The sequence below is a fragment of the Janthinobacterium sp. TND4EL3 genome, from assembly GCF_900156175.1.
Taxonomy (GTDB): domain Bacteria; phylum Pseudomonadota; class Gammaproteobacteria; order Burkholderiales; family Burkholderiaceae_D; genus Janthinobacterium.
The window spans coordinates 30297-41396 of record NZ_FTMV01000028.1 but is presented as its reverse complement, the minus strand read 5'-3'; the positions used below and the strand labels follow the sequence as shown (position 1 = coordinate 41396).

At 61.5% G+C, this 11100-nt stretch carries 13 protein-coding genes; all 13 read right to left on the bottom strand.

Features of this window, described 5'->3' with window-relative positions; genetic code table 11:
• Positions 1-4115 (bottom strand): tape measure protein (locus BXA07_RS27410; RefSeq protein ID WP_076572785.1); only part of this gene is annotated, 4115 nt, incomplete at its 3' end.
• A 65-nt stretch (positions 4116-4180) separates the two neighbouring features.
• Positions 4181-4549 carry a phage tail assembly chaperone gene (locus tag BXA07_RS27405; RefSeq protein WP_083708578.1) on the bottom strand — a complete coding sequence of 123 codons (369 nt, stop codon included), beginning with the start codon at positions 4547-4549 and terminating at the stop codon, positions 4181-4183.
• A 56-nt stretch (positions 4550-4605) separates the two neighbouring features.
• Entirely contained in the window at positions 4606-5034 is a 429-nt protein-coding gene (locus tag BXA07_RS27400; protein WP_076572781.1) for a hypothetical protein, read from the bottom strand.
• 112 nt (positions 5035-5146) lie between these two features.
• Entirely contained in the window at positions 5147-5599 is a 453-nt protein-coding gene (locus tag BXA07_RS27395; protein WP_076572779.1) for a hypothetical protein, read from the bottom strand.
• Positions 5600-5671: 72 nt separating this feature from the next.
• Positions 5672-6079 carry a tail completion protein gp17 gene (locus BXA07_RS27390; protein ID WP_076572777.1) on the bottom strand — a complete coding sequence of 136 codons (408 nt, stop codon included), beginning with the start codon at positions 6077-6079 and terminating at the stop codon, positions 5672-5674.
• Entirely contained in the window at positions 6076-6297 is a 222-nt protein-coding gene (locus BXA07_RS27385; protein WP_076572775.1) for a hypothetical protein, read from the bottom strand. The genes BXA07_RS27390 and BXA07_RS27385 overlap by 4 nt, the downstream gene beginning before the upstream one ends.
• Before the next feature lie 7 nt (positions 6298-6304).
• Positions 6305-6790 (bottom strand): HK97-gp10 family putative phage morphogenesis protein, encoded by a 486-nt coding sequence (locus BXA07_RS27380; protein ID WP_076572773.1) that lies wholly within the window; start codon positions 6788-6790, stop codon positions 6305-6307.
• On the bottom strand, positions 6790-7137 hold the full coding sequence (locus tag BXA07_RS27375) for a head-tail adaptor protein (RefSeq protein ID WP_076572771.1): 348 nt from the start codon (positions 7135-7137) through the stop codon (positions 6790-6792). Before BXA07_RS27375 ends, BXA07_RS27380 begins: the two co-directional genes overlap by 1 nt.
• Positions 7137-7478, bottom strand: a complete 342-nt coding sequence (locus BXA07_RS27370) for a head-tail connector protein (protein ID WP_076572769.1) — start codon at positions 7476-7478, stop codon at positions 7137-7139. The genes BXA07_RS27375 and BXA07_RS27370 overlap by 1 nt, the downstream gene beginning before the upstream one ends.
• A gap of 3 nt (positions 7479-7481) precedes the next feature.
• A complete protein-coding gene (locus BXA07_RS30975; protein ID WP_170909753.1) occupies positions 7482-7643 on the bottom strand; it encodes a hypothetical protein in 162 nt (53 codons plus the stop codon).
• A 62-nt stretch (positions 7644-7705) separates the two neighbouring features.
• Entirely contained in the window at positions 7706-8953 is a 1248-nt protein-coding gene (locus BXA07_RS27365; RefSeq protein WP_139335806.1) for a phage major capsid protein, read from the bottom strand.
• Between the two features lie 32 nt (positions 8954-8985).
• The gene (locus BXA07_RS27360) at positions 8986-9837 is read right to left on the bottom strand and encodes a head maturation protease, ClpP-related (RefSeq protein WP_076572767.1); all 852 of its coding nucleotides are present in this window, start codon (positions 9835-9837) and stop codon (positions 8986-8988) included.
• On the bottom strand, positions 9815-11065 hold the full coding sequence (locus BXA07_RS27355) for a phage portal protein (protein ID WP_244556424.1): 1251 nt from the start codon (positions 11063-11065) through the stop codon (positions 9815-9817). The genes BXA07_RS27360 and BXA07_RS27355 overlap by 23 nt, the downstream gene beginning before the upstream one ends.
• Between the last annotated feature and the right edge of the window lie 35 nt (positions 11066-11100).

Sequence of the window (11100 nt, the reverse complement as noted above, 5' to 3'; positions counted from 1 at the left end):
TGCTCCACCGTCGTCACGCCAGACTGCCCCAGCCTGCCCATGGCGTCATTCACCGACTTGGTAATCGGCGCCATGCGCTCGGCTTCGGTCAGGAAGTTCTCGACGAAATATCCGGTGCCGCTGGTCAGCGACTCCAGGCCGCCGGCAGCTGCGATCAGGCTTTCGCTGAGCGCCACCGCGCCCAGGCCGGTGGTGTTGAACGACTTGCCCAGCACGGCCAGCACGTCGGACACCTGCATGTAGTCGTTGGCAACACGCGCCAAGGTTTCCAGGTAGCCTTCGCCCACTGCTTGATACTGCTCCAGGCCAGCCACGCCGAACGAGGCCATGTCATCGCCCAGTTTGGAAAACGCGGCCTCCAGCGCCTTCTGGATCTCCTCACCCTTCAGGTCTTTCAGCGAGATCTTGCCCAAGTCGACCACGAAGGTCTTCAGCCGAGCATTGAATGCATCGCCACCGATGCCCAGCGCCGTAGCGCTTGACTGGACGGTGTCGCGCAGCCCAAGGATGATCTTGGTGAACTGGTCATTTGCCTCAGGGCCCAGGCCATTCAAGGCAGTGCTGTTCTTATCGCTGGAGAACCAGCCGCCGGACGTCTTCGTGTCCGTGTACTGGCTGGACGAGACGCCCCTCCCCGCAATGCTATCCAGCGTGGCCTTGCTTAACGTCAGGCCCGTATCGAGGGTGGTTGTCTTGCCACCAAAGATGGAGCCCAGTACGCCGCCACCCACTTTGCCCAGGATGCCGCCAATCAGGGGAATTTTCCCCAGTGTGGAATTGAACAGATTCTGCGCAGCGCCATAGGAATCCGGGGCGACACTGCCAGTCACTCCGGCATTGCGCACCAACAGCCCTCCCAGCCCGCCAATACCGGCCACGACCTGACGCAGCGAGCTGGCCATCGATGCCGAATAGGCCAGGCCCAGTCCGCTATTCTTCTCCATAATGGCCAGCGAGTGGGCAATCGATTCCGATTTTGCGGACGAATCGCCCAGCACCGTGCCGGTGCCCGTGGCAGCCTGGCGCTGTTCGGACAGACTGACGCTACCGCCGCCCATTCCGCCCATGAGCTTGGCGCCTATGGCGACCACTGCCGCCAGCGTGGCCGCGCCCGCAGCAAGATTCGCCGGAAACGGCAGCGATGCCAGCGCTTTCACCACCGCCGTAATGCCCCAGGCGCTGGCCTCGGTCGCGGCCAGGCCGGTCGACGCTGCCGAGGTTGTTACCTCGCCGGTCAGCTTGGTGGCATTCAAGGTCAGATTGGCAGCCACCTCGGTCTCCTTGAAGAAGATCTTTTTGACCATCGACTCGACTGCCATGGCCATTTCATAGGCACGGAAGGCTTTTTCGGCGGTCTGCATCACCTTGTAGCCGGTACTATTTTCCTTGAAGAAACCTTTGGCGGCACTGGCCATATCCCCATACGAGCGCACCTGCGCCTGGGCACCCTGCTGCGCGGCCATAGCCTGCGCCCTAGCAATTTTGGTCGGATCGCCTGCGGCATCCTTCATCGAGGTTGCCAGCTGCGCAGCGATAGCAGCCTGGTCGCGCGAAAAACCGCTCAAGGCGGTGGTCATACCACCGATGGCGGAACCTACGGAGCCAAAGCTGGCCGCCATGCCCGACGCTGCGTCCTTGGCCGCGTTGTCGACCGCCGTCAGGATGTCGAGCAACTCCTTCGCCTTGGTCACATCGGTTCCGGCATCGAGCGCCCCCAGAGTGGTGGCCGTGGCGGCCTTTTCCTTTTGCAGGCCAATCATGCGGATCAGGTGATTGACTTCGGCCTCGTCCAAATCCAAGTCCTGCGGGCCGCGCCGCGCCAAGCGCTCTTCCATGCGAGCCAGCGTCAGCGCCTCGATCTGTGCCTTGGTCAGGCCGAATGTGGCGATCGCCTGCTTGTTGGCCTCGATTTCATCGAATGCGGATGCGGCATCCTTGTCACGCTCGTCCTTCAGTTCCTGGACGGCCTTTTTCACGTTCTTACCCGACAGCAGCTGTGCATCCTCAGCAGCGACTTGGGCGATCAACACGCGTGCGCGCTCAATATCTGCCTTATTCAATTTAGTCTTGTCGGCAAGGATGGCGGCGTTGAGCTTGACCGTCATCTTCTGCGCGTCGGTCATGCTTTCGAAGCCCAGTGCCTCGAGCTTGTTGGCCTCCAGCTTCTCCTGGATCGATGCGATCAGCGTCTTGTAAGCGTTTTCTTCCTGCTTCAAGGCCTTGGCCGCATCCTTGTCGGCATACTTCAAATTGATGCGTCCCAGAATGTCGGCGTACTGTTCGGCATTCAGGTTGCGCGATTTCAGGTCGGCGATCTCGGCGGCACGCTGCTCTTCACGGGTGGCGTAGGTCTTTTTCCACTCGTTATAGGCTTCGTTGCCTGTAACCTTCGCTACGTCGGCTGCGCCCTTGGTAGCTTTAGCCTGCTTTTCAAGCAACTCGTTAATCTGCTTGTTCAACTCTATACGCTTGAAAATCACATCATCGTTGCTGATTCCTGCAAACTCACCGGTACGCGCATTGAGGTCGCCCATCCTTTTAGTTGCGGCCTCCAACTGCTTGATGATAGGAAGTTCTTTTTCAGCCTGCTGATTCGTCAGGCCCAAGTTTTTCAACTGCAGAAGGTTTTCCTGTTTATCAATCTGCGCATCAAGGGCCTTGATGATACGAGCGTGGGATTCCTCGAAAGACTCCGCAGCTTGATCACTGGCGACTTTGGCCTTTTTCCCGAAAACCTCCCACGCCAGAGCAGCAGTACCAAGTAGCAGAATGATGGCCCCGATCGGACCGCCCAAAAGACCAATCGCTTTGGATGCGACACCGGCAGCTGTAATGCCTGCAGCAGTTACGCCATTTAACGCAGCTTGAGCGGCAACCTGAGCAGCTGTCGCAGCTGTAAGTTGCCCAATAGCCGCCACCTTGGCGCGGTCAAGTGCTGCTGACTCTGTCAGGTATGCCGCGCGCAACGTTTCTGCGACGGCAAGTTCAGCGGTGGCCAAGCGCAACGTGCGCAGTGCGAAACTCAATGCGCCAGCAGCACTTGCGGCAGCAATTGCTGCTTGGGCGGCAACCATGTCAGCATTGGCCGAGCGAAGCCTGACAAGTGTAGCCTCATGAGTAACGGCAAGACCGGCGATTGCCGCCTGCGACTGAGCCACAAGAGACGTAGTTCTTGCCATTTCTGCTTCAGCTTGTGCCACTGTTGCTGCACGCAGGGCAATGCTCGCCGAAACCTGCTGATACGTTTTAGTCACCCATGTTGCCAACCACGTACCGATCTGGTACGCCGTCAAGGTCTTGAGGATGATGACCAGTCCGCCCAAATTCTCAGACAGCAGCCGAATAGCGCCAGTAATAAGCGCCACAGTGCCGTTGGCCTGTGCCTGTATGCCAAAAAATTCCAACATTTCATTCTTGAGCACTGTAAATGCGCCAGCGATCGTCTGGATGTTTTTACTTTCCTCACGCAGCGACTCCAGTGCCTTCGGCAGCACCGTGGCCATGATATTGGAGGTGATCTGCCCCTCCCCCGCCATTGCCTTGAGCGCACCCACTGGCAGGCCCATGCCGTCGGCTAGCGCTTTCATCAGCCGCGGCGCGGCCTCGTTTACGGCGTTGAATTCCTCCCCACGCAGCGTGCCGGACGCGAAGGCCTGCGACAGTTGCAGCTGGGCCGAGGCCGACTCGGTCGCCGTGGCGCCGCTCACGCGCAGCGCCAGGTTGACGGTCTCGGTGATGTCGGCCACCTGCTTCTGCGTCGTCCCGAGTTCCCGCGTGCCATTGGCAATTCGGGCGTACAGCACCCCCGTGCTGGCCAGGTCCTGCTGCGACGTCCTCGCAATACGCTTGACGGCGTCATAGGACGCCGCATAGTCGGCCGCTGACGTCGACGCCAGGCGCAGCTGCGCCGTGAACTTGGCGTATTCATCGGCCATTTTGATGATTTCGGCCAGACCGGCGCCAATGCCGATGCCGGCCAGCGCCGTCTTCATGGCATTGGCGGCCGCATTGATCTTGTCCTGGGTTTCCGTGACAGTACGACGCGCCTGCGTCATATCGGCCTGCAGCCGGGCAATATCTGCCCGCAGGCGAATTTCAAGATCACCGACGACCATCGCGTATCCAATACAAAAGCCACCTCATGGGCGGCAGACGAAAAAAAGACCGCCACGTGGACGGTCTATGCAAGAAACAACTCAAGGGCGCGTGCTGCTGCGCGGTCATGGCTGACGCGAACGGCAACAGATCCACTCCAAGGCGGCCGGCAGTCGCGCTGCGTGGCGCGGTGCGATTCGGCCAGGTAGTCGACAGACAGGCGCCGAAGTAGGCGTGCCTCCCAGGGCGCAAGCTCAAACCCGCGCGCGGCCTGCCAGGAGGCCATCTCGGAAAACGTCACCGGTCCGGCGCCCATGCCAGCCGCCACGGTCGGGCCCAGCTCGTACAGATAGGCAATCAGGTACTCGCCCTCGTCGAATGGCGGCATTTCAATCTCGCCGCCATCGCGCTCAATGCGCTCGCGGCGAGACAGCTTGACGGCATCGGCGGGCACGCCGTTCTTTGCCTCTGGCACAGCGCCGAGCCAGGCACTGTGCCGTACGAAGAGGCTTAGTTCGTCGCCGAGGCCTTCGTAAAATTTGCCCAGTCATTCAGGTAGGCATTGACCTGGCTGGCGATGAAGCCAATGGTGGTGTCCAGGTAGACGGCCTTGTACAGCGCTTCGCCGGCCAGCAAGTCATAACCGATGTTCTCGAACGAATGCGTGAGCTGGGTCAGCGTATCGGCGCTTTCCTGCGCCTTGTCGTCGGCCGACTGATCTTCCTTGCCTTTTTTCTTCAGGCGGGTGAACAGCTTGTTGTTGTTGGCCGCCTGTACCTTGGCGTATTTCTTGGAGCCGGGACCGTACAGCGTGATGCGCATCGGCTTATTGGTGTCGGGCTTGCCATCGGCGCCATCGGCGTACATCAGCTCATCGTTGGCATCCTTCAGGTGCAGGACGGCGGTTTCTTCTACTGCGAATTTACGGATATCGGTCATGGTGTTTCCTTTCGAGGGAGATAAAAATGCCCGTATCAGGCCCGCCCGCCCCTCGAAGGGCGAAGCGGGCCTGGTCGGTGCTGGGGTGGCCTGAGGCCGTAGGGATTGCCGCTTACGCGGTGAGGGTATCGGTCTGGCGCAGCAGGGTGAAGGCGCCTTTGACCGTATCGTTGCTGGTGCCCAGGTTTTCGATGAATTTGGAAACCTGCGCCGTGAAGTAGCGCACGCCGCCGCCCTGCTTTTCCACCTTGAATGCGGGGACGGTGTAGTTGTTGGCGGCAGCTTCGATGATGATCTGGCCGGCATCGTCTTCGACCCAGGCGCATTCCATTTCAGCGTTTGGCAACTTGTAGCTACCCTTTTTCTCGCGGTCGTGCGCACTGCCGACCGTCGCCAGCGTGGAAGTGCTGTATTCGCGGCCTTTTACACCGCCCACGCTGGTAATGTCGCCGACCTCGACCCAGGTGAGCGCCGCGAATGCGGCCACCGTATTGTCTGCCGGACGGGTCGCGCAAACAAACAGCTTGGTGCCGGCGACTGTCTCAAAATCATTGGGGAATGCCATGTTGGTACCTTTCAATAAAAAAGCCCGCACGCAGATTGCGGTACGGGCGGGCTGGAAAACCTGTTGAAATTGCTAATTTGCTTCGACAAAGACCACTTTGAAGTCGCGCGACTGCTGATAAACGCCGGCCTCGTCGTCGGTCATATCGGGGCCGACCACATCGCGCATCACGCTACGCACGGCAACTCCGGCCACGGCACCGGTATGCGCGCCCGGGCCCAGCCGGGCCGCCTGCAGCACGGCCTTCTGTTCCGGGTAGGCGCTGGCGTGCACGGTAACCTGGACGCGCGCGGTGACCTGCACGGCGCGCTGGCCCCGAGACACGGTGGGCAACTCGACCCGGCTGATCTCCGTCAGTCCGATGGCCGGCAGCGGCATGCCCTGCGGCACGGTACCGGCCACGATGCGGGCCACCGGTACAAGGCCCAGCACCGGCGCATGCGCGGCCAGCAGCGCGCGAATCACTTTGATGGCGCTCATTTCTTGGCCCGGGCCTTGCGGAAGGGCGCAGCCTGCGCCTGGTCGCTGCCGGTGGCGGCGTCGATGACTTCGACGGCCTCGGCGCGCCGGATGTAGGCAGCAGCACGGCGCTGGCCGCGCGCGGCGTCGGTCATGGTGTATTCGGTACCGGCCTGCAGCTCGATCACGGTCACGCCGTCAATCGAGCCGGGCATGGTTTTGAGCATCTTGATTTTCATGGTGGTCCTAATCGGTTTCGGCCGCCGGCACATTGATGCCCTCGGCAGTCAGGCGCTTGCGGATCTGCGCGCCCACGGCAGCGATGGCGGCGTCGGGCTTGGTGTCGAACGCCGGCCGCATGTATGGGCGCGGCTTGGCGCCCGGGTGGTCCACCACCATGGCGCGGGTCTGGCCAATGACCAGGGCGCCCTTCTTCTTCGGCACGATCTTGTGCGGCTTGGTGCCGAACTCGACCATGTGGCCGTACCAAGCGCGCTTGTTGCCAACGCGCACGGATGCCGTCACCTTGCCGCCCTTGGCCTTGGTCACCACGCGCACGCTGCGGCGCAGCTCGCCACTGTCGACCGGGATGTTTTCCCGCACCTCGGCCTTGAACACGTTGGCGCCCTGGCGCAGCGCCGAGCGCATGATGTTGCGCTCGATCTTGGCCGGCAAGGATTTGAGGAAGTCGTCCAGCGCCTTGCCGCCGGTGATGTTGCGGTCATCTGCCATTATTGCCCCTGGGTTGAATACTGCTCGATAGTCATTTCCAGCCATTCCCGGCGGCCAATCTCGGCCGGTCCACCGACGATCTGGAAAACCACGTCGGTTTCGCCATGCAGTGTGATGCGCATGGCGGAGGTGATGCCGCGTAGATAACGTATGCGCAGGCGCGCCGGGCGCGTGGCCACGGCCAGACCGTCCTGCACTGTTTCCGACTTGCTGGGCAAGGCGTCCTGCACCTGGGCCGGCACGCGCGTGGCGAACGACGCCCAACCGCCAGGCTGCGGCCCATACTCACCCTCGACCATGCCCGGGCGCTCAATCGTGATGCGACGGTCCAGCTGGCCGGCGCGCATCAGACGCCATTCCCGATGCGGTGCGGTCGCAGCAGTTCGCGCGAGCCCAGCGGCAGCCGCGCCACCGACACGGCCAGCACGCTGTCCTCGCGGTTCTCGTACAGGTCGCCGAAGATCTTCAGCATGCCGAGCTTGATATCGTCCTCGATTACCATCGGAAACTCGCCCGCGGTACCGGCCGTGATGGCCGCATCCATGGAGACAACGTCGGCGAACACCTGGCGGTTCAGGTAGACCAGCGCGGCGCGCTCAGCGGCCGACAGGATCAGATCGATCACGGCGTCCTCATCGTTGCCAACGATGCGCTGGTAGCCCTTGGCCAGTTCAGGTGTCAGGAACATGGATTACTTGTCCTTTTTCTTCGGCTCGACCAGCTTAGGCACTTCGAGCACTTCCAGGCTCAGCGCCGCGTCGACCAGCTCGGGCGGGCATTCCTCGCCCGGCTGGAACGTCTCGGGATAGATTTCGCCGTCGCGCACGCCTTTGAACTCTTTGATAAATTTCATGGTTTTTCCTAAAAAAAAAGCAACCCGAAGGTTGCATTGTTGGTCTGCCGGCTCTATTTCACTTAGGCTGCAGCAATCCGCATGAATTTCATGCATTCGGGATTTTCCAAGCCGCCGCCCACTCGTTTGGTTGTATAAAACGACACGAATGGCTTGCTGCTATATGGGTCCCGCAGCACGCGGACGCCGACGCGATCCAGAATTTTGTATGCGCGCTTGAAATCGCCGAAAGCAATTGCCAGTGCGTTTGCCGCGACGTCCGGCATATCCGCAATGTCAGCAATCGCATAGCCGCCCAGCGTGGATGGCTGGCCGGCCTGCAGCGACGGCTGCCACAGGTAGTTATTATCCGAATCCTTCAGCTTGCGGATCTTCAGCATGGTGTTGCGGTTCATCGAGAACTTTGCGTTTCCGGTAAATTCCTGCGGAAGAGCGTACACCAGGTCGAGGATCGCGTCGGCAGCAATGCCATTGGCTGCGCCCGAGCTGGTTACAGCGATGCCGCCCAACGGGTGCAAGTTGGCGCCGCCCGCAGCGTAGGTCAACAAGCCGCGGGGCTTCTTCGTGCCATCGCCCGACACGAAAGCGCGACCTTCCTGATAAGCGAATTCAACGTCGACTTCGCCAGCCAGCCAAGCTTCAATGTTGATCTCGCTGTCGTCCAGCATCTGCTGGGTGGCCGAAGGATTCGCGTAGATCTCGCCCCAGCTGTACGCCTGCTGCGCCAGCTTCGGCGTCCCGGTTTCCGGGCGCTCGTCGGTCTCGCCGACCCAGCCAGATGTGGCTCCACGAAGGTTAACCAGCTTCTTGTAACCATCGCCGCCGACCTTTTGCACGGAGCACAAGGCACGCATCGGCGAGACAATGATCAGCTTGTCAGTGATCGTGCGATCCCATTCAACCGGTGAGGTGTAGCCGCCGTCCTCGGCGGCGCCCTTGCTCAGAGCGGCTTGAACGTCGCCTTTGCGCATGTGTGCCTGGAAGGCGTCGCTGTATTCCTTGTCCTTCAACTGGTTACCGCCGCCATTCATGGCAGCGGCAACCATGCGCTCATTGGCTGCGTCGACCGACGCCTGCAACTTGGCGATTTCTGCGTTGATGTTGTCGACTTTCAACGCCTGCAGGGCATCAGCGTTGCCCTTCTTAACGTCTTCCAGTTGCTTGGTGTGCTCTTCCTTGAAGGCGTGAAATGCCTTGTTCAGATCGGTGATCAGGGCATTCACGTCGCCATCAGCACGCACGGCGACGATGCCGCGCGGGATGGGTTGGCTGACCTGGCCGGCGTGCGCCGCCAGGGCGCTGGCGATCATCGCCGTAGCGATGCTGGTCATCTTTACTTTTTTCATTGTTTGCCTTTCAAATTGTTGATCAGGGTTTGCAGTGACGCTGCCACTTCTTTGGTGCCAGCGCTCGGCGTGGCGTTTTTTCCAGCAGCGCCCGGCGTGCCAGAAAACAGGGACTTGATGGCTTCGCGGCGCACCGAACGGGAATGTCCCGCCCGGGCCATGGCCGCTTCCACCATCGCAAGGTATTTCGTATCGGCGCTGGCTTCGGGATCGTGGCCCAACTGCTCGCGCGCCAGGATGCCGCTGGCGAAGCCTTGTTCGACGGCTTGGGCTGCGCCCAACCAGCTTTCCTTGTCCATCATGGCGGCAGCTTCCGCCGCGCTCAGCCCGGACCGGGCCGCGTAGACCGAGGCCATGGCCGCATCGAACGGCGCCAACTGCTCGGATGCCTTGATCATGTCGTGGCGATTGCCGATCGCCATGGCCCAGGCGTTGTGGATCATCAGGAAGGCGCCGTCGCCCATCAGGATCTCGTCGCCGGCCATGGCGATCACGGACGCTGCCGAGGCAGCGATGCCCATCACCTTGACGGTGACCTTGGCCTTGTGCTCGCGCAGCAGGTTGTAGATAGCCACGCCTTGGAAGAAGTCGCCGCCGGGCGAGTTGACGTTGACCGTCACGTCTCGCGCGCCGATATTGCGCAGCGCGGCCGAAATGCGCTTGGTGGTCACGCCCTCGCTGTCATACGACTCGCCGATGCGGTCGTAGATGGAAATGGTGGCGGCGCCGTCGTCGGCCGCGGCGCGGATACCCGGCTCCCAGCGTTCAAGCGCATCAGGGCGCATATCGAACTGGATGTTGCCCAGGCCCTGGGCGGCGTTGATCTCAGGCAGTTTTAACAGGGTCATTGGGTGTCTTCGCTTGGTTGGCGGGCGCGCGCAGCTCGTCTGCGCCCTTGTCATTGAAACGGGGAAAGTCTTGCAGCTCGCGCACTTCGTTTTGTGTCATCCATGGCGCGTGGCCGCCACTGCCCAGTGCCTTGGTGAAGAATTCAGCCTGGTCCTTCAGGGTGCCGCGCAGCAGCGCGCGCTCGTTGAATTTGGCGCGCAGCTTCTTGTTATCGTCCTTCGACAGCAGCGTGCGCTCGATGCCCTGCTCCCATATGGTGAACCAGTGCTGCAGCGAGAACTGGATGAACAGGATGGCCAGCTGCTCGATGCCGCTACCCCAGGACGTGTCGTCCATCATCAGCAGCGGGCGCGGCACGCCCATGGCGCGGGCAACTTCCTCGATCTGGTGATTGCGGTTTTCAAGGTGCTGGGAATCGGCGGCCGTGTTGGCAAACTGTTCTGCCTTCAAGCCCTCTTCGAGGATCATCCATTTGCCGGCATTCTCGGCGCCGGTTTTGTCGTTGATCGAGTCTTGCAGGCGGCCAAAGGCCTTGTCGGTAAGTGCGCCAGCCGCCGACAGTGCGCCGCCGGCCATCACGCCGTTCTTGAACAGCCGCGCGGCAGCCTTCTGGGCCTGCTGCGCGATGCCGAGGGCTTCATGCGCCAGGCGCACGCGCGACAGGCCCGTCACGCCATCTTCGGACAGGTCGCGCAGGTGGAATACCTCTTCCGCCGGAATCGGGACCTGGCGTCCATCCTTGCGGGTGTACGTATAGACCATGTTCCAGCTGTCATCCAACTCTGCCTTGACGCGGCCCGGACACATAGGGATCAGGCGCAGCACCTGGCCTCGCGACCAGATCACGCGCGCGTAGGCATTGCCGTGCATCATCACGCGCAGCTGCATCAGCGCCTTGAATTCGTAGGCTGTCTGCCAGCTGTTCGGCTTGGCCTTCAAAATGTCGTACAGCGGGTGCTCGGTGGCATAGCGTTTCTCGTCGCCGCGCTCGACAAGGTTGAGCGGCAGCATGCCGATCGATTCCGAGATCAGCGTCACGCAGCGCAGCAGGGCCATGTTCTGCAGCGCCTTCGAGGCGTTGACGTAAGCGCCCGAGGCGGTTTCGCCACCCGTGCGCATGAAGGCCAGCAGGTCGGGGTCATCCAGGCCGGCAAACAGGTGCCCGGTCGACGCCTGGATACTCGGCGCCACCGGCGCTGCTGCGGCCGGCGCTGGGACTTCGTTCACATCGCTTGGGCGTGACTGTGCCTCCGGCGCTGCAG

Excerpts from the sequence above, each read along its gene's own strand:
- BXA07_RS27400 (WP_076572781.1), bottom strand. The coding sequence starts at position 5,034 with ATGACCGATATCCGTAAATTCGCAGTAGAAGAAACCGCCGTCCTGCAC.
- BXA07_RS27395 (WP_076572779.1), bottom strand. The coding sequence starts at position 5,599 with ATGGCATTCCCCAATGATTTTGAGACAGTCGCCGGCACCAAGCTGTTT.
- BXA07_RS27390 (WP_076572777.1), bottom strand. The coding sequence starts at position 6,079 with ATGAGCGCCATCAAAGTGATTCGCGCGCTGCTGGCCGCGCATGCGCCG.
- BXA07_RS27385 (WP_076572775.1), bottom strand. The coding sequence starts at position 6,297 with ATGAAAATCAAGATGCTCAAAACCATGCCCGGCTCGATTGACGGCGTG.
- BXA07_RS27380 (WP_076572773.1), bottom strand. The coding sequence starts at position 6,790 with ATGGCAGATGACCGCAACATCACCGGCGGCAAGGCGCTGGACGACTTC.
- BXA07_RS27375 (WP_076572771.1), bottom strand. The coding sequence starts at position 7,137 with ATGCGCGCCGGCCAGCTGGACCGTCGCATCACGATTGAGCGCCCGGGC.
- BXA07_RS27370 (WP_076572769.1), bottom strand. The coding sequence starts at position 7,478 with ATGTTCCTGACACCTGAACTGGCCAAGGGCTACCAGCGCATCGTTGGC.
- BXA07_RS30975 (WP_170909753.1), bottom strand. The coding sequence starts at position 7,643 with ATGAAATTTATCAAAGAGTTCAAAGGCGTGCGCGACGGCGAAATCTAT.
- BXA07_RS27365 (WP_139335806.1), bottom strand. The coding sequence starts at position 8,953 with ATGATCGCCAGCGCCCTGGCGGCGCACGCCGGCCAGGTCAGCCAACCC.
- BXA07_RS27360 (WP_076572767.1), bottom strand. The coding sequence starts at position 9,837 with ATGACCCTGTTAAAACTGCCTGAGATCAACGCCGCCCAGGGCCTGGGC.